General features: G+C 66.9%; 20 protein-coding genes. 10 read left to right on the top strand and 10 right to left on the bottom strand.

The annotated features are described in order from the left end of the window. Window positions 1-2 precede the first annotated feature (2 nt). Together hemA and murI are read right to left on the bottom strand one after the other, a co-directional pair. Window positions 3-1217: a 5-aminolevulinate synthase gene (gene hemA, locus ACP69Z_RS07300; protein WP_426266847.1), complete on the bottom strand. Its 1215-nt coding sequence runs from the start codon at window positions 1215-1217 to the stop codon at window positions 3-5. Window positions 1218-1287: 70 nt separating this feature from the next. Next, on the bottom strand, window positions 1288-2067 hold the full coding sequence (gene murI, locus ACP69Z_RS07305; protein ID WP_426266848.1) for a glutamate racemase: 780 nt from the start codon (window positions 2065-2067) through the stop codon (window positions 1288-1290). Window positions 2068-2124: 57 nt separating this feature from the next. Here murI and plsY point away from each other — a divergent pair, with 57 nt between their 5' ends. From plsY to topA, 3 genes are all read left to right on the top strand, one after another. After that, window positions 2125-2715, top strand: a complete 591-nt coding sequence (gene plsY / locus ACP69Z_RS07310; RefSeq protein ID WP_426266849.1) for a glycerol-3-phosphate 1-O-acyltransferase PlsY — start codon at window positions 2125-2127, stop codon at window positions 2713-2715. Then, window positions 2712-3806: a DNA-processing protein DprA gene (gene dprA / locus ACP69Z_RS07315; protein WP_426266850.1), complete on the top strand. Its 1095-nt coding sequence runs from the start codon at window positions 2712-2714 to the stop codon at window positions 3804-3806. The genes plsY and dprA overlap by 4 nt, the downstream gene beginning before the upstream one ends. A 65-nt stretch (window positions 3807-3871) precedes the next feature. Next, window positions 3872-6355 (top strand): type I DNA topoisomerase, encoded by a 2484-nt coding sequence (gene topA, locus ACP69Z_RS07320; RefSeq protein WP_426266851.1) that lies wholly within the window; start codon window positions 3872-3874, stop codon window positions 6353-6355. Here the strand turns inward: topA and ACP69Z_RS07325 are convergent. The 5 genes from ACP69Z_RS07325 to ACP69Z_RS07345 form a co-directional block, all read right to left on the bottom strand. Next, window positions 6330-7094, bottom strand: a complete 765-nt coding sequence (locus ACP69Z_RS07325) for a HesA/MoeB/ThiF family protein (protein ID WP_426266852.1) — start codon at window positions 7092-7094, stop codon at window positions 6330-6332. The two genes, topA and ACP69Z_RS07325, sit on opposite strands and share 26 nt — an antisense overlap. A 10-nt stretch (window positions 7095-7104) precedes the next feature. Next, a complete protein-coding gene (gene dut, locus ACP69Z_RS07330; RefSeq protein WP_426266853.1) occupies window positions 7105-7542 on the bottom strand; it encodes a dUTP diphosphatase in 438 nt (145 codons plus the stop codon). Continuing rightward, entirely contained in the window at window positions 7539-8762 is a 1224-nt protein-coding gene (gene coaBC / locus ACP69Z_RS07335) for a bifunctional phosphopantothenoylcysteine decarboxylase/phosphopantothenate--cysteine ligase CoaBC (protein WP_426266854.1), read from the bottom strand. Before coaBC ends, dut begins: the two co-directional genes overlap by 4 nt. Before the next feature lie 247 nt (window positions 8763-9009). Further along, window positions 9010-9156 carry a hypothetical protein gene (locus ACP69Z_RS07340; RefSeq protein WP_426266855.1) on the bottom strand — a complete coding sequence of 49 codons (147 nt, stop codon included), beginning with the start codon at window positions 9154-9156 and terminating at the stop codon, window positions 9010-9012. Next, window positions 9153-9314: a hypothetical protein gene (locus ACP69Z_RS07345; RefSeq protein ID WP_426266856.1), complete on the bottom strand. Its 162-nt coding sequence runs from the start codon at window positions 9312-9314 to the stop codon at window positions 9153-9155. Before ACP69Z_RS07345 ends, ACP69Z_RS07340 begins: the two co-directional genes overlap by 4 nt. Window positions 9315-9435: 121 nt before the next feature. Here ACP69Z_RS07345 and yghU point away from each other — a divergent pair, with 121 nt between their 5' ends. Further along, window positions 9436-10266 carry a glutathione-dependent disulfide-bond oxidoreductase gene (yghU, locus tag ACP69Z_RS07350; protein ID WP_426266857.1) on the top strand — a complete coding sequence of 277 codons (831 nt, stop codon included), beginning with the start codon at window positions 9436-9438 and terminating at the stop codon, window positions 10264-10266. A gap of 66 nt (window positions 10267-10332) precedes the next feature. Next, window positions 10333-12690 carry a DUF305 domain-containing protein gene (locus tag ACP69Z_RS07355; protein WP_426266858.1) on the top strand — a complete coding sequence of 786 codons (2358 nt, stop codon included), beginning with the start codon at window positions 10333-10335 and terminating at the stop codon, window positions 12688-12690. Between the two features lie 36 nt (window positions 12691-12726). Here the strand turns inward: ACP69Z_RS07355 and ubiB are convergent, their stop codons facing one another. Beyond that, window positions 12727-14268, bottom strand: coding sequence for a 2-polyprenylphenol 6-hydroxylase (ubiB, locus tag ACP69Z_RS07360; protein ID WP_426266859.1), 1542 nt, complete (start codon window positions 14266-14268; stop codon window positions 12727-12729). Continuing rightward, window positions 14265-14996 carry a class I SAM-dependent methyltransferase gene (locus ACP69Z_RS07365; RefSeq protein ID WP_426266860.1) on the bottom strand — a complete coding sequence of 244 codons (732 nt, stop codon included), beginning with the start codon at window positions 14994-14996 and terminating at the stop codon, window positions 14265-14267. The genes ubiB and ACP69Z_RS07365 overlap by 4 nt, the downstream gene beginning before the upstream one ends. 49 nt (window positions 14997-15045) lie before the next feature. Between ACP69Z_RS07365 and mutM the strand changes: the two genes are divergently transcribed. The 3 genes from mutM to dnaA all read left to right on the top strand — a co-directional run bounded on the left by mutM (window position 15046) and on the right by dnaA (window position 18026). Continuing rightward, window positions 15046-15852 (top strand): bifunctional DNA-formamidopyrimidine glycosylase/DNA-(apurinic or apyrimidinic site) lyase, encoded by an 807-nt coding sequence (gene mutM, locus ACP69Z_RS07370; RefSeq protein ID WP_426266861.1) that lies wholly within the window; start codon window positions 15046-15048, stop codon window positions 15850-15852. Window positions 15853-15961: 109 nt separating this feature from the next. Continuing rightward, a complete protein-coding gene (rpsT, locus tag ACP69Z_RS07375; RefSeq protein ID WP_426266862.1) occupies window positions 15962-16225 on the top strand; it encodes a 30S ribosomal protein S20 in 264 nt (87 codons plus the stop codon). A 394-nt stretch (window positions 16226-16619) separates the two neighbouring features. Then, window positions 16620-18026, top strand: a complete 1407-nt coding sequence (dnaA, locus tag ACP69Z_RS07380) for a chromosomal replication initiator protein DnaA (RefSeq protein WP_426268065.1) — start codon at window positions 16620-16622, stop codon at window positions 18024-18026. Between the two features lie 3 nt (window positions 18027-18029). Here the strand turns inward: dnaA and ACP69Z_RS07385 are convergent, their stop codons facing one another. Then, window positions 18030-19196, bottom strand: coding sequence for a glycosyltransferase family 4 protein (locus tag ACP69Z_RS07385; RefSeq protein ID WP_426266863.1), 1167 nt, complete (start codon window positions 19194-19196; stop codon window positions 18030-18032). Window positions 19197-19317: 121 nt separating this feature from the next. On the opposite strand from ACP69Z_RS07385, the gene ACP69Z_RS07390 reads away from it, so the two are divergent. Both ACP69Z_RS07390 and ACP69Z_RS07395 read left to right on the top strand, forming a co-directional pair. Continuing rightward, a complete protein-coding gene (locus tag ACP69Z_RS07390) occupies window positions 19318-19812 on the top strand; it encodes a DNA-deoxyinosine glycosylase (protein WP_426266864.1) in 495 nt (164 codons plus the stop codon). A gap of 32 nt (window positions 19813-19844) precedes the next feature. Continuing rightward, the gene (locus ACP69Z_RS07395; protein ID WP_426266865.1) at window positions 19845-20141 is read left to right on the top strand and encodes a hypothetical protein; all 297 of its coding nucleotides are present in this window, start codon (window positions 19845-19847) and stop codon (window positions 20139-20141) included. Window positions 20142-20160: the final 19 nt, after the last annotated feature.

A 20160-nucleotide genomic window follows, 5' to 3' on the forward strand; every position in this document is an offset into this window, starting at 1 on the left:
CGTCAGGCCGCCTGCCGCATCTCCAGCCGGTCCCAGATCTCTGCCAGCGCGCCGGTGAGTTCGTCCTGCATTTCTGCGGTGTGTGTCGGACCCGGCGTGAAGCGCAGGCGCTCCGTTCCGCGGGGAACGGTCGGGTAATTGATCGGCTGTACGTAGAAGCCGTATTCGGCAAGCAGGATGTCGCTGATCCGCTTAGCCTTCATGGGGCAGCCGACCAGCAGCGGGACGATGTGCGTCACGCTATCCATCACCGGCAAACCCGCATCCGCGAACTTGCGCTTCAGCAGGGTTGCGGCGGCCTGCTGGCCTTCGCGCTCCTCGGCCGAGGCCTTGAGGTGCCGCACGCTGGCAAGCGCCCCCGCGACCAGCACCGGCGAGAGCGACGTCGTGAAGATGAATCCCGGCGCATAGCTACGGATGCAATCGACGATGTTCTGGTCGGCCGCGATGTAGCCACCCATGACGCCGAACGCCTTGCCCAGGGTGCCTTCGATGATGGTAACCCGATCAGCGACCGCGTCACGCTCGGAGATGCCGCCGCCGCGTGCGCCATACATTCCGACTGCGTGCACCTCGTCGAGGTAGGTCAGTGCGCCGAACCGGTCGGCAAGGTCGCAAATGGCGGCAATGGGGGCAACGTCGCCATCCATCGAGTAGACGCTCTCGAAGGCGATCAGCTTCGGCCGATCGGCGTCCTCGGCCCCGAGCAGCTCCTCCAAATGGGCGAGGTCGTTGTGACGGAAGATCTTCTTCTCGCAGCCTGAATTCTTGATCCCCGCGATCATGCTCGCGTGGTTCAGCTCATCCGAGAAGATCACGCAGTTGGGGAGCAGCTTGCCAAGTGTCGACAGCGCCGCCTCGTTCGAGACATAGCCGCTGGTGAACAGCAAGGCGCCTTCCTTACCGTGAAGGTCGGCGAGTTCGGCCTCGAGATCCACGTGATAATGCGTGTTGCCGCCGATGTTGCGGGTCCCGCCGGAGCCTGCGCCCACATCGTGCAGGGCTTCTTCCATCGCCGCGATGACCGCCGGATGCTGACCCATGCCGAGATAATCGTTCGAGCACCACACGGTGATCGGCTTTGGCCCATTGTGCCCGGCGAAGCAGCGCGCGTTGGGAAACGCGCCCTTGTTGCGCAGAATATCGATGAAGACCCGGTACCGGCCTTCGTCATGCAGCCGGTCGATCGCGGCCTGAAAGATGGAATGGTAGTCCAACTTGTTCCTCGTTCTCGCGCGGGCCCTTACAAAAACTTACGGAGCAAGGCCAATGCGAATGACTCGCAACTTAGACGTGGCGAATGTCTGTCAGTCTGATGTGGGCGAGGGCGGTCGCCAATTGGACATTCGGTCCCACCCCCGTGAACACCGCAATGCCGGGGGGCGGCTGAACCGGCCATGATTGCGCGGCGGTGAGCTGGGCGATACGTCGGGCAATGCCGGAGCCGCCATCGATTTGCGCGACGCCGGGCAGCGCCAGGGCGAGCTCTTCAGCAAGAAGCGGAAAGTGAGTGCACGCGAGCACCACCACATCCATGCCCTGACCCCTCAACGGCGCGACCGCTGCGGCGACGGCGGCCGGGTCGATCGCTTCGCCCGCCAGCTTGGCTTCGGCGAGCTGCACCAGTTCCGCAGAGCCGTGGCGTAGCACGGTGCAGTCGGCGGCGAAGCGGGCGGCGAGGTCATCGACATAAGGCTGGCGAACGGTCGCTTCGGTGCCAAGCACGCCGATGACGCGGCTACGGCTCTGCTCGGCCGCGGGCTTGATCGCCGGCACGGTGCCGACCACCGGAATGTCGAGCGCTGCGCGGACGAATGGCAAGGCGATGGTCGAGGCCGTGTTGCAGGCGATCACCGCGAGGCGCGGGCGAAAGCGCTCGGTCAAGCGGCCAAGAAGGGCCGGGACACGCGCGGCGATCTCGGCTTCGGAGCGAGTGCCATAGGGAAAGGCCGCGCTGTCGGCGACGTAGACGATCGGTGCCGTCGGCAGCAGCGCGCGGGTGGGGCCAAGGACGCTGAGACCGCCGACCCCGGAATCGAAGAAGAGGATGGGCGCTTCGGGGCTCACGCTCCTGCCATAAGCTCTCGTTGCGTGCGGGCACAATGCTGACTAGCGTTCGGCCCCATGTCTTCCGGACTGCTTCTCGCACTCGCGCTCGGCTACCTGCTGGGCTCCATCCCCTTCGGGCTGATCCTCACTCGCCTGTTCGGTAAAGGCGACATTCGTGCCATCGGCAGCGGCAATATCGGTGCCACCAACGTGCTTCGCACCGGTTCCAAGGGGTTGGCGGCGGCGACGCTGATCCTTGATACACTGAAGGGCACGGCAGCCGTCTTACTAGCCGAGCAGCTATGGCCAGGCGGTGGGCGGATTGCCGCAGGAGCGGCGCTGGTAGGGCATCTTTATCCCGTGTGGCTGCGCTTCAAGGGCGGCAAGGGCGTGGCGACGCTGCTCGGCATCCTGCTCGGCCTCGCCTGGCCGATCGCGGCCATCTACGCCGCGGTTTGGATCGGGCTGTTACTCGTGCTTCGGATCAGCTCGGTCGCGGGCATGAGCGCGGCGATCAGTGCGCCCGTCGCAGCGGCGCTGCTTGGACGGCCGGATCTGACCACCTTGCTAACGGCGTTTGCGGTGCTGGTCGTTTGGCAGCATCGTGCCAATCTTGCTCGACTTCGCGCAGGAACCGAGCCGCGGGTTGGACGGTCCAAGGCTTGAACCCGCCTGATCTCATCGCTCGCATCCGGCTGATCCGCAGCCAGAGCATCGGCCCCATCACCTATCGCCAATTGGTCGCTCGGTTCGGCAGCGCAGAAGAGGCGTTGAAAGCGGTGCCGGACCTGGCGGCACGTGGTGGCGGGCGCAGGCCGGCCCTCTGCACCGAAGAACAGGCCGCGCGCGAGCTGGCTGAGGTCGAAGCGCTCGGCGGCCGCTATCTTAGCCTTGGCCAAGGTCTTTATCCGCCGTTGCTGGCGGAAAGCGACAATGCGCCGCCACTCCTCACCGCCATCGGCGATCTGTCGTTGCTTGAGAAGAAGAGCGTCGCGATGGTCGGCGCCCGCAACGCCAGTGCTGCGGCTTGCCGCTTCGCCCGTGGCCTCGCGCACGACCTTGGCCGCGAGGACGTCGTGGTTGTCTCGGGGCTAGCGCGCGGCATCGACGCTGCAGCGCATGAGGGGGCGCTGGAGAGCGGCACGATCGGGGTGATCGCCGGCGGGCTCGACATCTTCTATCCGCCCGAGAACGAGCGCCTGCAGCGCGAGATGGCGGCGCGCGGGCTGGTGCTGGCCGAGATGCCGCCCGGCACCGAGCCGCGGGCGCGGCACTTCCCCTACCGCAACCGGATCATCGCTGGCCTGTGTCCGGCAACGCTGGTGGTCGAAGCCGCGCCGCGATCCGGCTCGCTCATCACCGCGCGGCTCGCGGCCGAGATGGGACGCGAGGTGCTGGCGGTGCCGGGCAGCCCGCTCGATCCGCGGGCGCAAGGCTGCAATGGTCTCATCCGCGACGGCGCCACTCTGGTGCAGAATGCGGCCGAGGTGATGGAAGCGCTTCGCCCGGGGCTCGGCGGCGTACGGTCCGGTCGCGACCTCTTCAGCCCTGCCCCGACGCGCGAAGTCAGCGAGCCGGATTCGGCCGAGAGGGCGCGAGTGGAGGAACTGCTCGGGCCGTCGCCGGCGCCGATCGATGAGATCGTGCGCTTGTCGGGCCTGGAGCCCGGCGCGGTGCAGCTGGTCCTGCTGGAACTCGACCTTGCCGGCCGGCTCGACCGCCACGCTGGCGGCAAGGTGAGCCTCCGGCTCGACTAACCCGCTTGACGGGCCGCCGCCATGCTCTCCACCCTCGTGCGTATACGTGAGGGAGTTTGGGTCCAGTGAAGCTCGTTGTTGTTGAATCCCCGGCCAAGGCCAAGACCATCGAGAAGTATCTCGGCCCGGGCCACAAGGTGCTGGCGAGCTATGGCCACGTCCGCGACCTGCCGCCCAAGGACGGCTCGGTGAACCCGGACGAAGATTTCGCGATGGACTGGGAGGTCTATGGCGACAAGGCCAAGCAGGTGAAGGCGATCGCCGACGCCGCCAAGGCATCCGACGCACTGATCCTCGCGACCGACCCCGACCGCGAGGGCGAGGCGATCAGCTGGCATGTCCGCGAGCTGCTGGCGAAGAAGAAGGCGCTGCCCAAGGACGTGCGGCGGGTGACCTTTAATGCCATCACCAAGTCGGCAGTGCTGGACGCGATGGCCGCTCCGCGTGAGCTCGATCACGATCTTATCGACGCCTATCGGGCTCGTCGCGCCCTCGATTACCTGGTGGGCTTCACGCTCTCGCCGATCCTTTGGCGCAAGCTTCCGGGCGCCAAGAGTGCCGGCCGAGTGCAGTCGGTGGCGCTGCGCCTGATCGTCGACCGCGAGGCCGAGATCGAACGCTTCACCGCGCAGGAATATTGGACCGTGTCTGCGCGTTTCGCGGCGACGGGTCAGGAATTCACCGCTCGGCTGGTGGAGCTCGACAGCAAGAAGATCGACAAGCTGAGCCTCGGCGACAAGGGCTCGGCGACCGAGGCGAAGAAGGCAGTCGAGGCAGGTCACTTCGCGGTGGCGAGCGTCGAGACAAAGCCCTTCACCCGCAATCCGCCGCCGCCCTTCACCACCTCGACCCTGCAGCAGGAAGCGGCGCGCAAGCTCAGCTTCTCGGCCAGCCATACGATGCGGGTGGCGCAACAGCTCTACGAAGACGGCCTCATCACTTACATGCGGACTGACGGCGTGCAGATGGCCGGCGAGGCGATCAGTGCCGCGCGGAAGGCCGTTGCCGACCGCTTCGGATCGCAGCACCTCCCCGACAAGCCGCGGCAGTACAGCAGCAAGGCCAAGAACGCGCAGGAAGCCCACGAGGCGATCCGGCCAACCGACTTCGGCCGTGAGAAGGCAGCAAGCGGCGATCACCAGCGGCTCTACGAGCTGGTGCTGAACCGCGCGCTGGCGAGCCAAATGGCGGCGGCGCGGCTGGAGCGCACTACCGTTGAATTAGCGAGCGACCGGGCGCGGCTGCGCGCGACGGGGCAGGTCACGCTCTTCCCCGGCTTCCTCGCGCTCTACGAGGAAGGCCGGGACGAAAAGGCGGAGGACGAGGACGGCGCCAAGATGCCGCACCTTGCCAAGGGCGACCGGCCCGACAAGCTCGGCGTCGATGCGGTGCAGAGCTTCACCCAGCCGCCGCCGCGTTATTCCGAAGCGAGCCTGGTCAAGCGGCTCGAGGAGCTCGGCATCGGCCGGCCCTCGACCTATGCCGCGACGCTGCAGACGCTGAAGGACCGGGAATATGTGCGGGTCGAGAAGAACCGCTTTATTCCTGAGGAAAGCGGGCGGCTGGTGACGGCGTTCCTGGAGCGCTTCTTCGAGAAATATGTCAGCTACGATTACACCGCCGAGCTCGAGGAAGAGCTGGACGACGTGTCGGGCGGGCGAATGGCGTGGCTCAAGTTGCTCGAGGAATTCTGGCGCGACTTCAAGCCCAAGGCGGGCGAAGTCATGGAGCAGAAGCCGTCGGAAGTGACGGCGGCGCTGGACGAGTTCCTGTCGCCGTGGCTGTTCCCGGACAAGGGCGACGGCAGCGACCCGCGACTGTGCCCGGCGTGTGGCAAAGGGCGGCTGGCGCTGCGCGGGGGCAAGTTCGGGGCGTTCGTTGCCTGCTCCAATTACCCCGAGTGCAAGTTCACCCGGAAGTTCGGGCAGGGCGGCGACGCCGCAACCGCGAGCAGCGAGCCGGCGGATCTGGGCGAGGGCATCATGCTCAAGACCGGGCGGTTCGGGCCGTATGTCGAGCAGGGCGACAAGCGCGCGTCGATCCCGAAGGACGTGCAGATCGACCTCGAATGGGCGCAGAAGCTGCTGAGCCTGCCACGCGAGATCGGGGCGCATCCGGAGACGGGCGAGATGATCACGGCGTCGATCGGGCGTTATGGGCCGTACCTGCAGCACCAGGGCAAATATGCCCGGCTGCAGGGCACCTCTGAGGTGTTCGAGACGGGCATGAATGCGGCGGTGGCGAAGCTGGCGGATGCGGCGAATGGGGGGGGGCGAGGCCGGGGTGCTGCGAGGGAGCCGCTGGCGGTGCTGGGGGCGCATCCGGAGAGCGCCAAGGAGCTGAAGGTGATGGAAGGACGGTTCGGGCCTTACGTCACCGACGGGACCACCCATGCCACCTTGCCGAAGTCGGCTGACCCCAAGGCGGTGACGCTGGACGAGGCGGTGGCCCTGATTGACGCCAAGGCGGCCAAGGGACCGGCCAAGGGCAAGAAGAAGGCCCCGGCCAAGAAGAAGGCAGCGCCTAAGAAGGCGGCTGCGAAGAAGTAGCGCCGCAGGCCCGGCAGCCCGGATCCGCGGCGATGCGGATCGGGCGCTGGGTGAGGCCAAGGCCGTCGATGAGGTGGACGGTGCCGGCCTTCACCTCGCCCGCCTGCGCGAGGAAGCGCAGGGCGAGGAGGGCGGCGAGGTTTCCGGCGAGGCCGGTCAGCGCGCCGGTGACGCCAAGTTCGGCGCAATTGTCGCAATCGTCCGCGTCGAAGGCGTCGCCGACGAAGCAGCGGTAGCAGGGGCGGCCGGTGAAGAGGCCGACCTGGCCCTGCCACTGCGCAGCGGCGGCGCTGAGAAGCGGCAGGCCGGCGGCAACGCAGGCATCGCTCACGGAAAGCCGAGTGGCGAAGTTGTCGGTGCCGTCGATCACGAGGTCATGGCCGCTGAGCAGCGCGGCGGCGTTGGCGGGCGTGATCGCCTGCTCCACCCCGGCGACCTCCACGAAAGGATTGAGACGGCGGACGAACTGGGCGGCCAGCGCGGCCTTTGGCTCGCCCGCGTCGCGAGAGCGGTAGATCGGCTGGCGGTGGAGGTTGGAGAGGTCCGCCGTATCGGGGTCGATGATGGTCAGGCGGCCGACCCCGGCCCCGGCCAGCGCCGGGATGACCGCCGCGCCAATGCCGCCGGCGCCGACCACGGCGACCTTTGCGGCTTTCAGGCGCTGCTGGCCCGTCCCGCCGAGGTGCGGGAGCACGATCTGGCGGGCGTAGCGGGTGAGTTCTTCGTCGCTGAGGGTCACGTGAAGGTGCTCAGCGCCCCGTGCTGCCGAAGCCGCCTTCGCCGCGAAGGGTCTCGTCCAGCTCGTCCACCTCGTCCCACTCGGCTTGCGTCACCGCGGCGGGGACGAGCTGGGCGATGCGTTCGCCGCGGCGAACCGGGAACGGCTCCGTACCGTGGTTGATCATGATGACCTTGAGTTCGCCGCGATAGTCGGCGTCGATGGTGCCGGGTGTGTTGGGGAGGGTGATGCCGTGCTTCAGCGCGAGGCCCGAGCGGGGGCGGACCTGGACCTCGTAGCCCTCGGGGATGGCAATGCGCAGGCCGGTGGCGACGGCGTGGCGTTGGCCGGGCTGAAGGTCGAGATCCTCGGCCGCGACCACATCCATGCCGGCGGCGTGGGCGGTGGCGTAGGCGGGCAAGGGCAGCCCTTCCCCGTGGGGGAGGCGGGTGATCTGGATGCGGATCATAGGAGGTCCTGGGCGATGCGGGCGAGGAGGGTGCGGGCGAGGCCTTCCTTGGTGCCAGCGCCCAGATCCTCGGTGCCGTCGGCGGTGAGGAGGTATAGGTGGTTCGACGCGCCGCCCATGACGTCGCCGGAAACGTCGTTGGCAACGATCCAGTCGGCGTTCTTGGCGGTGCGCTTGGACGCGGCATTGGCGAGCAGGTCGTCGGTCTCGGCCGCGAAGCCGATCAGCAGGCGCGGGCGGTCGGGATGCCGCCCAAGCGTCGCTAGAATGTCCGGATTGGGCGCGAAGCGGAGCTGCGGCGGGCCGGCGGATTTCTTGAGCTTGATCGGGCTGGCTTCGACCTTCCAGTCGGCGACGGCGGCGACGAGGATGGCGGCGTCGGCGGGGAGCGCGCTCTCCACGGCAGCGAGCATCTGGTCGGCGGTCTCAACATCGATGCGGGCGACGCCGGCCGGAGTGGGCAGCGCGACCGGGCCGGCGACGAGGGTCACGCGGGCGCCAAGTGCGGCGGCGGCGGCGGCGATGGCAAAGCCTTGCTTGCCCGAGGAGCGGTTGGCGATGACGCGGACGGGATCGATCGGTTCGTGGGTCGGACCGGCGGTGACGAGGATGTGCTTGCCGGTGAGGCTGGCAGCGGGCGCGGTGACGTCGACGTCCGCGCTGGCAACTTGCGCCGGTGTCGCTGGGGCCTCGGTGAGGAGGCCGAGCGCGGCGAGGATCTGGGGTGGCTCGGGCAGGCGGCCGGGGCCATATTCGCCGCAGGCCATGGCGCCTTCGGTGGGATCGATCACCGTTACGCCGCGCGAACGCAGGGTCGCGACATTGGCCTGCGTCGCCTGGTGCAGCCACATGCGGACGTTCATCGCGGGGGCGGCATAGACCGGCTTGTCGGTTGCCAGCAGCAAGGTGGTGGCGAGGTCGTCGGCGATGCCGCCGGCCATCTTGGCAAGGAGGTCGGCGGTGGCCGGGCAGACGAGCACCAGGTCGGCGGCGCGGCTGAGCTGGATATGGCCCATCTCCGTCTCGTCCTTGAGGTCCCACAGCGAGGTGTAGACCGGGCTTTCGGCCAGGGCGGCGAGCGTCATGGGGGTGACGAAGTGGGTGCCGCCCGCGGTGAGGACCGGGGTGACCTCGTGTCCGTGGCGCCGGGCGAGGCGGATCAGTTCGGCGGCCTTGAACGCTGCGATGCCGCCGCCGACGATGAGCAGGATGCGGGCCATCAGCGGTCTGCAAGTTCTCGAAGTTCACATAGGGCGCGGGTTTGGACGCGCCCAAAGTTCTCGAAGTTCACATAGGGACGGGTCGCCGCTCCGCCGTGGTTATCGCCCAGGCCCGTGGAGAACGTCGAGGAAGAGGATGCAAGGTCCCGCATGGTCCCGCGGGGATGCCACGGGAACTCCTACATTGCTAGGCCAGGAAACCGGGAGCGCCGTTACCCTGCCAGGCGTGCAGGGTGACGTTACCGGTTTACTTGTGGCCGCCGTGGCCGGCGTTCTGCTTGTCGCCGGTACGGCTGGCGGTATCGGGGTTGGCGCCGGACTTCTTGTTGCCGCCGACGCTGTCCTCGTTGCTGCTGGTCTTGTGGAAGTCGCCCTTCTTCTTGTGGTCGGTCACTTGCGGCTCCCTCGATTGTCGCTTGGCGCCTTGGGGGTGGGGTCGAATTCGCGATCCTTGAGAGCTGTCTCAGCCGGTCCCTTGCTTCCTTCGTGATCGCGCAAGGTGGGATCGTGATTGTTGTTCTTGCCGTCGCCGGCGCTGCTGTTGGTCTTCATGGCGGTCAACTCCTCCGCCGGCATCAACGCATGAGCAGGCGGGCAGGCACACGGATTATCCTGCTGGAAAGGCAAGCCGTGGCTTCCCAGATGCGGGTCCGAAACGACAGGGAGAGTGTCGATGAGCGATTACCAGCCGCCGAAGGTATGGACCCCCAAGCCCGCCGAAGGGCGCTTTGCCGCGATCAACCGGCCGGTCGCAGGCGCAACCCACGACGAGGAGCTGCCGGTCGGCGAGCACCCGCTACAGCTTTACAGTCTCGGCACGCCTAACGGGCAGAAGGTCACCATCCTGCTCGAGGAGCTGCTGGCAGCGGGACATTCGGGCGCGGAATATGACGCCTGGTTCATCGACATCATGGAGGGCAATCAGTTCTCCAGCGGGTTCGTCGACATCAATCCCAACAGCAAGATCCCGGCGCTCGTGGACCGCAGCGGGGGCGAGCCGGTGCGGGTGTTCGAGAGCGGCGCGATCCTTCTTCACCTGGCGGAGAAGTTCGGCGCGTTCCTGGGCACCAGCCGGGCCGAGACGCTGAGCTGGCTGTTCTGGCAAATGGGATCGGCTCCGATCCTGGGTGGTGGGTTTGGGCATTTCTTTGCCTACGCGCCGAGCAAGATCGAATATGCGATCGACCGCTACACGATGGAGGCGAAGCGGCAGCTGTCGGTGCTCGACCAGAAGCTGGCGACCAGCGAATATGTTGCAGGCGATGAGTATAGCATTGCCGATATCGCGATCTGGCCGTGGTATGGCGGTGTGGCGCTTGGTCGCACCTATGAAGGCGCGGGCGAGTTCCTGGATGCGGGCAGCTACAAGAACCTGATGCGCTGGGCCGAGCAGGTCGATGCGCGGCCGGCGGTGAAGCGCGGGCGCGGGGTCAATGCGGCGCGCGGCGAGGTGATCTTGCGCGAGCGGCATTCGGCAGCGGATTTCGACGCGCTGGGGCTGTAAAAGCCGCTCTTGGCAAGGGCGAAACGGACGCTAGGCTCTTCTCCATCCTGAGGAGAGTCCCGTTCCATGAAGTCTTCCGTGTTCGCCCTTGCCGCGCTTCTGTCGACCACCGCTTTTGCGCAAGGCGCGCCGATCGTGCAGCCGGGAGCGCCGGGGCAGGCGAGCCGGACCATCGATGCGACCACCGCCAGCCGGATCGCGGATACCAGCTATTCGTCGTATGACGTCCGCTTTCTGCAGGACATGATCCCGCACCACGCGCAGGCGACGCAGATGACGGCGCTGGTCGCGGGGCGGACCAATCGACCCGAGATCCTGCAGATGGCGAAGCGGATCGACGCTACGCAGTCGGACGAAATGGCGTGGATGAAGAAGTGGCTGTCCGATCGCGGGCAGGCCACCGCCAATCCCCATGCCGCGCACATGATGATGGACGCGTCGCACATGACCCACATGGGCATGGCGACCCCGGCCCAGCTGGCCGAGATGCGGGCGGCCAAGGGCGTGGCGTTCGAGCGGATGTTCCTGACCCGCATGATCAGCCATCACGCCGGCGCGGTTCGGATGGCGAACGAGCTGACAGGGCGTAGCGGCACAGCGGCCGACCCAGGCCTCAACGCCTTCGTGGTCGATCTGGTCAAGGAGCAGCAGGAAGAGATCAAGCGCATGACCGCGCTCCTGGGCACGGTTGCCGAGGACCCGCGCACCGCGCTTGCCGCCGGCACCAACAAGGCGGGGCAGGCGATCCGTGGGCTGACCTTGGTTGCCAGCCTGCCCAAGCCGACCGGCTTCTTTGACCCCAAGAACCCCTATGATCTGCCGGTGAAGGCGCTGCTGAAGCCGGGGCAGAAGGAGCCGGAAGGCGCCGGGCGCTCGCCGCTCTTGAGCTTCGCGCAGACCGACATGGCGTTCCAGGGCGATGTGCTGGCGACCGGTAACTACCATGGCTTCAACCTGTATCGCGTCAGCCCAACGGGGGCGGCGCCGCAGCTGGTGAGCTCGGTCATTTGCCCGGGCGGACAGGGCGATCTGTCGATCGTCGGCAACCTCCTCATCATGTCGGTGGAGCAGGGCCGCGGGCGGCTCGATTGCGGGCGGCAGGGGATCCAGGAAGCGGTCAGCGCCGAGCGTTTCCGCGGCATCCGCATCTTCGACATCTCCAACCTCCAGGCCCCCCGCCAGGTAGGCGCCGTGCAGACCTGCCGCGGGAGCCACACGCACAGCGTCGTTTCCGGGCCGGGCCGTGACGGCAAGATCATCGTTTATGTTTCGGGCACCGCGGGCGTCCGCTCGGCGCAGGAGATTCCGAGCTGCATCGCCGATCCGGGCTCAATGCAGTCGGCCTTGTTCTCGATCGACGTGATCGAAATCCCGGTCGCCAATCCGGCGGCGGCGCGGATTATCGACCGGCCGCGTGTATTCGGCGATCCCGCCACCGGCAGCATCTCTGGGCTCTGGGCGGGCGGCGATCACGGCGACGGGACGCAGGACACCGCGCAGACCGATCAGTGCCACGACATCACCGTCTTCCCGAGCGCCAAGATCGCGGCCGGCGCCTGTTCGGGCAACGGCATCCTGCTCGACATCAGCAATCCGGCCAAGCCCAAGCGGATCGATCAGGTGGTCGACCCGACCTTCGCTTATTGGCACTCGGCGACCTTCAACAACGACGGCACCAAGGTGCTGTTCACCGACGAATGGGGCGGCGGCGGACGGCCGCGTTGCCTGGTCAGCGATCCGCGTAACTGGGGCGCCAACGCGATCTACGACATCGAGGGGCAGAAGCTGCGCTTCCGCAATCACTACAAGCTGCCCGCCGCGCAAACGAGCCAGGAGAATTGCGTCGCGCATAACGGGTCGATCATCCCGGTCCCGGGGCGCGATCTGTTTGTGCAGGCCTGGTATCAGGGCGGAATTTCGATCAGCGACTTCACCGACAGCACGAGGCCGACCGAGATCGGCTATTTCGATCGCGGACCGGTCTACAAGGACGAGCTGGTGATGGGCGGCTTCTGGTCGGCTTATTACTACAAGGGCCGGATCTACGGGACCGAGATCGCCCGCGGGCTGGACGTATTGGCGCTGCAGCCATCGGCCCAGCTCAGCCAGAACGAGATCGCGGCGGCGGCGTTGGCGGTCTATTCCGACAACCGCTTCAACCCGCAGCAGCAGGCGCCGGTAAGCTGGCCGGCGGTGCCGGTCGTCGCGGCGGCTTATGTCGATCAGCTAGAGCGGGCCGGAAGCCTGCCGCCGCCGCAGATCCAGGCGCTGCGGGCGGCGATCGCGCGGCCCAATGCTGCGCAGCTGCGCGGGCTGGCGAGCGGCCTGCGCGCACCGGCCGATCCAATCGCGGCGAAGCGTGTCGCGGCGCTGAAGGACGTGCTGACCCGCATGGGCAGCGGGTCGCGGGTGGCATCGAAGTAAGAACTGGCGTCGTCCCGGTTTCGGCCGGGACGACGATCAGATGCCGAAGAAGTAAAGCGCGGCCGCAGCCGCGGCTGCACCGCCGAGCGCGAAGAGAAGATCGCGCCAGCCGGGGCTAGGGAGCTGCTTCACATCGACCTGCACTTCCGGAAGCTCGGGCGGGGCGCCGCCGGGGGCGGGGAAGTAGTGGTCGATGCGGTCGATGAGGTCGGGAAGCTTTTCAAGGCTCCGCTTCCACTCGACAAGCCGATCCGCCAGCGCGGCTTCGGGGCCGAGTTCGGAGCGGATCCACTCGCGCAGAAACGGCTCGGCCGATTCCCACATGTTGATGTCGGGATCGAGGAAGGTCGCGACGCCTTCCTCCATCACCATCGTCTTTTGCAGCAATAGCAAATGCGGCTGGGTCGGCATGTCGAAGTCGCGCGTGATCGAGAACAGGCCTTCGAGCATCCGCCCGACGCTGATGTCCTTGACCGGCAGCCCGCGGATCGGCTCGCCCACCGCCCGGAGCGCAGTCGCGAATTCCTCGGCATTGTGGTGCGGCGGCACATATTGCGCTTCGAAATGGATGTCGGCGACGCGGCCGTAATTGCCGGTAATCAGGCCGTAGAGGATTTCGGCGAGCCAACGGCGGGCGCGGCGGTCGATGCGGCCCATGATGCCGAAGTCGATGGCGGCTAGGCGACCGTCGGGAAGGGCGAAGAGATTGCCCTGGTGAAGGTCGGCGTGGAAGAAGCCGTCGATCACCGCTTGACGGAGGAACGCCTTGACCAGGATGTTGGCAAGGGCGCGGGGGTCGTGTCCGGCTTCGATCAGCTGGTCGCGCTTCGAGAGCTTGATGCCGTCGAGCCATTCCAGCGTCAGGACGCGGCGGGCGGTGCGGCGCCAGTCGATCTCGGGAACGTAGAAACCGTCCTCGGCGACCATATTCTCCTTGAGCTCGGAGGCCGAAGCGGCTTCGCGCTGGAGGTCGAGCTCGCGCCGGGTCCACTGGCGGAAATGGGCGATGACGGTTTTGGGACGGAGGCGGCGAACCTCGTCGCCCGCATGCGCTTCGAGGTGGGCGGCGGCCCACTCGTAGGTTTCGAGCGCTTCCGCGAAGGTTTCCTCAATGCCGGGGCGGAGGACCTTGACCGCGACGACGCGACCCTCGGTGGTGACCGCCCGGTGGACCTGCGCGATCGACGCGGCGCCGACCGGCGTTTCGTCGAACTCGCTGAACAGGCTTTCCAGCGGAGCTTCGAGCGCCTGCTCGATCGCCTTGCGAATCAGCGGAAAGGGGGCGGGCGGCAGCGAGTCCTGGAGCGCGAAGAGATTATGCGCCGCGTCCTCGCCGACGAGATCGGGCCGGGTGGCGAGCGCCTGGCCGAACTTGATCGCGGCGGGCCCGAGCTGCTGAAGCGCGGCGGCATAATCGGGCTTGGCCGGCTGGCGCAGGCCGAAGCGGGCGAGGCGCACGATGCGGCGGGCGAACGGCGGGGTGAGGGGATCGCGCTCGACACCCTGCAACGCCCCGTAGCGCGCCAGGGTGCGGCCCCAGCGCAGGATACGAAGGAGATGCGTCAGCGAAGACGTCAAGCCTTCCACCCCGACCAGATGCAGACGAGACCCCCCATCAGGGTTTCGGTGCGGGTGCGGGTGAAGCCTGCTTCCCCGATCATCCGCTCGAAATCAGAGGGCTTGGGAAAGCGGCGGATGCTTTCGACGAGGTAGCGGTAGCTTGCCTCGTCGTTGGTGACCGCCTTGCCGATCTTGGGGATCGCCTTGTCGGCCCACAGGTCGTAGGCCTCGCCGAAGCCCGGCCAGTCGCTGGTCGAGAATTCGAGCACGAACAGGCGGCCGCCGAACTTGAGCACGCGGTGGGCTTCGCGCAACGCCTTGGGGATGTCGGTGACGTTCCGGATACCGAAGGCGATGGTGTAGGCGTCGAAGGCGCGGTCGGCAAAGCTCAGGGTTTCGGCATTCTGGACCGACCAGGTGAGGCCCTCGATGCCCTTGGCTGCCGCGCGTTCTTCGCCGACGCCCAGCATGTCGGCGTTGATGTCGCTGACGGTGACCGCCGCGCCGCGCTTCGCCATGCGGAAGGCGATGTCACCGGTTCCGCCCGCCATGTCGAGGATATGCTCGTGCGCCTGCGGCTTTACGCGGTTGACGAAGCGGTCCTTCCAGAGGCGGTGCATGCCCGCGCTCATCAGGTCGTTCATCACGTCGTAGCGGCGGGCGACCGAGGAGAAGACCTCGCCGACCTTGCGGGTCTTTTCCTCGGGGGTGACGCGCTGGTCGCCGAATTGCACGAAATCGCTCATGGGGGCGCTCTAGCGGTGTGGCGCGCGGGGCGCCATATGGCCGAACGACATGCCCGAGCTTCCCGAAGTCGAAACCACCGTGCGCGGGCTGGAGCGCGTGCTTCAGGGCCGCCGCCTCACCCGTGTCGAAGCGCGGCGGGCGGATCTGCGGCGGGCGTTTCCGGAGGACCTTGGGCAGCGTTTGACCGGCGCAACGGTGACGGGTCTTGGGCGGCGAGCGAAGTACGGGCTGATCCATACCGACCGCGACGACACGATGGTGTTCCACCTCGGCATGAGCGGGCGGTGGCGGATCGATCCGAGCGAGGAGGAGCCGCACGATCATCTCGCGCTTGAGACCGACGATCGCCACCGGCTGGTGCTGAACGATCCCCGGCGGTTCGGCAGCGTCGATCTGGTGCGCACGGCGGAGCTGGCGGAGTGGGGGCCGTTCAAGGCGCTTGGACCCGAGCCGTTCGATCTTACAGCAGAGGAACTGAAGCGGCGGCTGGCGGGGCGAAACGCGGCGATCAAGCTGATGCTGCTCGACCAGAACATCGTCGCTGGGCTTGGCAATATCTACGTCTGCGAGGCGCTGTTCCGGGCCGGGATCAACCCGAGGCGGGCGGCCGGCAAGGTCAGCCTGGAGCGATTGCGGCGGCTGGTGCCGGCGATCCATGCGGTGCTGGACGAAGCCATCGCGGCGGGCGGATCGACCTTGCGCGATTACGCTGCTCCCGATGGCGAACTCGGCTATTTCAGCAAGAGCTTCTCGGTCTACGACCGGGAAGGAGACGCCTGCCCGTGCGGGGGCACGGTGAAGCGATTTGCGCAGGGCGGGCGTTCGACCTGGTACTGCCCGGCCTGTCAGCGCTAACGAGTTGACCACAGGAAGCCGTTCGGTTAGGGGAGCGCCCAATCGGTGCGTGCCGCCTGAGGCCGCGCCGCTTTTCTTTTTGTCAGCATCTTAGGGATTTGAGCCAACCATGGCGAACACGCCGCAAGCCAAGAAGCGCATCCGCCGCAACACCCGCCGCGCCGAAGTGAACGGTGCGCGCGTCAGCCGTATCCGGACCTTCATCAAGGCCGTCGAATCGGCGCTGCTGGCGGGCGACAAGGGTGCGGCATCGGAAGCCCTCAAGCTGGCTCAGCCGGAACTGCAGCGCGGAGTCGCGCGTGGCGTGCTTCACAAGAACACCGCGTCGCGCAAGTTCTCGCGCCTGACCAAGCGGGTTTCGTCGCTGGCCTAAAACGCTTCATCCTGTACCAGGACGGGAAGGCCGCCGGATGCGAATCCGGCGGCCTTTTTCGTTACGGCAGCTAAACCGTTGCATTCCCGCGATTCGCGCCAGCCTCACCAAAGACGGGTGGTCAAAAACGGCTGAAAACGGCGGTTAATTGGGCCCTCTCTCACAGAGGCGTGTCAAGCGGCTTTATTTCACTTCGATGAAAAATTGCCGTTGTCAGACCCCCTCCGATTGCTCCAGAAAACCCCTCCGGCAGTGATTCCACTGGGGGGGTCCAAGCTAGGCAAGGAACGGGCGTGTCGACACTGGTCGGCGCGAGCGCTCTCCCTTTGCCTGTGAAGGAGCGCAGCCGGCGCGGACATAAGGAGGCAGGCGGGCAGTGAGCGGTTTCGGAGATATGGAGCAGGGACGGGGCGGCACAGCGGATCTGGCAGGTGCCAGTGACAGCTCGCCGCTCAGCGCCGCCTGGGCCGTGATCCGGACCGGTCTTCGCCGCGATTGCGGTGCGCGGACCTTCGACGGCTGGTTGAAGCCGGCTGAGCTTGGCGCCTTTGATCCCGATTCGGGCAGCCTCGAGCTTGTCATGCCGAGCCAGTTCATGGCCGACTGGGTGCGCAGCCATTTCGGTGAGCGGCTGCAGCTCGCCTGGCGCACGACTCTTCCGGTGGTGCGCGAAGTGCGGGTCGTCGCTTGCGAGGGCGGTCCCAAGCCCGCGCCGCTGCTGATCCTCGACGAGGCACCGATCCCGGCCGAGCGCAAGGCGGCCGCCGCGGTGCACCCGCGCCCGGCCTTTGATCCGCGCTACAGCTTCAACAGCTTCATCGTCGGCAAGGCCAACGAGGTCGCCGCCACCGCCGCCAAGACGCTGGCGGAAGCGCCGACGGTTACTTTCAATCCCTTGTTTCTTCACGGCGGCACCGGGCGCGGCAAAACGCACCTCCTGCACGCGCTCGGCCAGCGCTTCCTCGAGCTCAATCCCGATGCGCTCGTGGTGATGATGAGCGCCGAGAAGTTCATGGTCGAGTTCGTCCGCGCGATCCGCGAGAACGACACCATCGGCTTCAAGCAACGGCTGCGTAGCGCCGATCTGCTGCTGATCGACGACGTCCAGTTCATCGCCGGCAAGGAATCGACGCAGGAAGAATTCTTCCACACGATGAACGAGATCATCAACGCCGGTAAGCGGCTGGTGATCACCTCGGACCGCGCGCCGCAGGACCTCGACGGAATCGCGCCGCGCATCCTGTCGCGCCTGTCCTGGGGCCTGGTCGCGGACATCAATGCCGCCGACCTCGAGCTTCGCTACAATATCCTGCTCGCTAAGCTGGCGCTGCTGCCCGGCATCAGCATGGCCGACAATGTGGTCGATTTCCTCGCCCGCCGCCTGACCAACTCGATCCGTGAGCTCGAAGGCGCGCTCAACCGGATCGGCGCTTATGCGCTGATGACCGGCCGTGCGATCGACCTTCAGTTCGTCGAGGAAGTGCTGGCGAACGTGCTGCGCGCCAACCAGCGCCGGATCAGCATCGACGAGATCCAGACCCGCGTCGCCGACCATTATTGCATCCGCAAGGCGGAGATGGTGTCCGCCCGCCGTGCGCGCGAAGTGGCCCGGCCGCGGCAGGTGGCGATGTACCTCAGCAAGCAGCTGACGCCCAAGTCGCTGCCCGACATTGGCCGCCGCTTCGGTGGGCGCGATCACACCACGGTGATCCATGCCGTGAAGCAGATCGAGAAGCTGCGCGCCTCCGATCCCGATATCGACGCGGCGATCCGGCTGCTGACTCGCCAGCTCGAAGGCTGACGCTTACCCCTTGATCCGGTTCAGCCGCTCGCGCCGTTCGATGGCGCGGGTGTAGGTCTTGAGCACCGCGCCGTTGATGACGTCCCAGTCCTGCGTCTTGGCGAAGGCAAGGCCGGCTGCGCCGTGGCGGGCACGAAGCTCGGGATCGGTGGCATAGGCGGCGATGGCGGCGGCGAGGGCGGGAATGTCGCCCGGCTCGGCCAGCGAGCCTGTCTCGCCATCGCGGACGAGGTTGGTGGCCCCGGTGGCGGCCGCGGCGACCACGGGCAAAGCACAGGCCATTGCCTCCAGCGTCACGTTGCCGAAGGTTTCGGTGATCGAGGGATTGAGGAACACGTCGGCACTAGCGAGCGCGCGGGCGAGGTCGTCTTTCTCCTGATGACCGACGAAGATGCCGTTCGGAAGCGCTTTCTCGAACCACGGCCGGGCGGGGCCCTCACCGATCACCAGCACTTTGTGGGGCACGCCTGCGGCGGTGAGCTCGTCATGAACGGCCGCGAATACGTCGAGGCCTTTTTCCATCACGATCCGGCCGAGGAAGGCGACTACCATCTCCGCGTCGCCGATGCCGAGGCTGCGGCGCCAGTCGAGGCTTCGGCGCTCAGGATTGAACTGGGTGCGATCGACCCCGCGCGACCAGATGGCGATGTTGCGGTTCATCCGCTGCGCGCGGAGCACGGCAGCGGTGGATTCGGCGGGAACCAGCAGGGCGTCGCAGCGCAGGTACAGGCGGCGGAGCGCGGCGCGGACCGTCGGTTCGAGCAGCTCGAGGTGGTAGTAAGCGAGGTAGGTTTCGAAGCGGGTGTGGACCGAGGCGACCGCCGGGATCTTGCGCGCGCGGGCCCAGCTGACGGCGCGGTGCGAGCTGATGTCGGGGCTGGCGATGTGGACGATGTTGGGCGCGAAGGCTTCGAGGTCCTTGCGGACGGCGCGGGTGAGGCCGAGCGGGATGCGATATTCGGGGCGGCCTGGCGCCGCGATCGAGGGCAGGGAAACCAGATCGCCGGTGGGCGGAAAAGCGGGTTCCGCGATGGTCGGCGAATAGACGCGCACCTTGCAGCCCTGTCGCAGGAGAAAGCCGACCAGCCGGTTCAGCGCTTGGTTGGCGCCATCGCGCACGTAATTGTAATTGCCCGACACAAGGGCGATGCGAAGGTCCTCGGGAGCCATGGAGGGGCCTTTAGCGGCGTGGCCGCGGGTTCGTCCAATCGCGGCTGCTGCGCTTGAGCAGGATGGCGAACAGGCCGAGGATGGCGAGATGGAAAGGACGGGGCATGGGCGCGCCCTTAGCATGATCGATGGGCGGAAACACGGTTTGCCGCCCGTCGCGAGGGCCGATGCACGGCTGCTGGTGCTGGGGAGCCTGCCGGGCGAAGCGTCGCTAGCAGCGGCTCGCTATTATGCGCATCCGCGCAATCAATTCTGGCGATTGATGGAGAGCGTGACAGGCGTCGCGATGGAAGCCTTGCCTTACCAGGAGCGGCTCGAGCGGCTGTCTGAGCGGGGGGTGGCAATGTGGGATGTCGTGCATGCCGCGCGGCGCCAAGGCAGCCTCGACGGGCAGATGCGGGAGGTGGAGATGCGCGATCTCGCCGGCTTCGTCGCGGTGCTTCCGCAGCTACGTGCGGTGGGCTTCAACGGCGGGACGGCGGCGCGCCTCGGGCGGCGAGCGTTGGCGGGGACGAGGCTGGTGCTGGTCGACCTGCCGTCGTCCAGCCCCGCTTACACCCTGCCGTTCGCCGAGAAGGCGAGGCGGTGGACCGCGCTTGCTGCCTTTCTTGATTGACCTTGCCCCGAGCGCTGCCTCAAAGCGGCGGCATGGCTGACGAAGTCGAAGAAGAAGCGACGGGCGCGGAAGAGCGCGGGCAATTGTCGATGGTGGACGAGGCGCTGGTCGCCGGGACTATCGCCAATACCAATGGGCTGCTGGTGATCCTCGCCAAGCTGGTCGCGCGCGGCGTGTTCGATGAAAGCGACCTCAAGGCCTTTAGCGACAGTTATTCCAAGCCGCTCGATCATGAAGGGATGCGCGAGAACGAACTGGTCAGCCAGATGCAGGACCAGATGGAAAGCACGCTGGCCGAGTTGATGCGGTTCATTGCCGAGCGGGGCTAAGGACCGGGTGACCGTCGGG

The sequence above is a fragment of the Sphingomonas sp. LHG3443-2 genome (genome assembly GCF_049896405.1).
In the GTDB taxonomy this organism is placed as follows: domain Bacteria; phylum Pseudomonadota; class Alphaproteobacteria; order Sphingomonadales; family Sphingomonadaceae; genus Sphingomicrobium.

Coding starts and splice junctions, on each gene's coding strand:
- ACP69Z_RS07395 (WP_426266865.1), top strand. CDS start 19,845: ATGGCTGACGAAGTCGAAGAAGAAGCGACGGGCGCGGAAGAGCGCGGG.
- ACP69Z_RS07355 (WP_426266858.1), top strand. CDS start 10,333: ATGAAGTCTTCCGTGTTCGCCCTTGCCGCGCTTCTGTCGACCACCGCT.
- yghU (WP_426266857.1), top strand. CDS start 9,436: ATGAGCGATTACCAGCCGCCGAAGGTATGGACCCCCAAGCCCGCCGAA.
- ACP69Z_RS07385 (WP_426266863.1), bottom strand. CDS start 19,196: ATGGCTCCCGAGGACCTTCGCATCGCCCTTGTGTCGGGCAATTACAAT.
- ACP69Z_RS07365 (WP_426266860.1), bottom strand. CDS start 14,996: ATGAGCGATTTCGTGCAATTCGGCGACCAGCGCGTCACCCCCGAGGAA.
- ACP69Z_RS07345 (WP_426266856.1), bottom strand. CDS start 9,314: ATGAAGACCAACAGCAGCGCCGGCGACGGCAAGAACAACAATCACGAT.
- coaBC (WP_426266854.1), bottom strand. CDS start 8,762: ATGGCCCGCATCCTGCTCATCGTCGGCGGCGGCATCGCAGCGTTCAAG.
- dut (WP_426266853.1), bottom strand. CDS start 7,542: ATGATCCGCATCCAGATCACCCGCCTCCCCCACGGGGAAGGGCTGCCC.
- plsY (WP_426266849.1), top strand. CDS start 2,125: ATGTCTTCCGGACTGCTTCTCGCACTCGCGCTCGGCTACCTGCTGGGC.
- ACP69Z_RS07390 (WP_426266864.1), top strand. CDS start 19,318: ATGATCGATGGGCGGAAACACGGTTTGCCGCCCGTCGCGAGGGCCGAT.
- rpsT (WP_426266862.1), top strand. CDS start 15,962: ATGGCGAACACGCCGCAAGCCAAGAAGCGCATCCGCCGCAACACCCGC.
- mutM (WP_426266861.1), top strand. CDS start 15,046: ATGCCCGAGCTTCCCGAAGTCGAAACCACCGTGCGCGGGCTGGAGCGC.
- dnaA (WP_426268065.1), top strand. CDS start 16,620: ATGGAGCAGGGACGGGGCGGCACAGCGGATCTGGCAGGTGCCAGTGAC.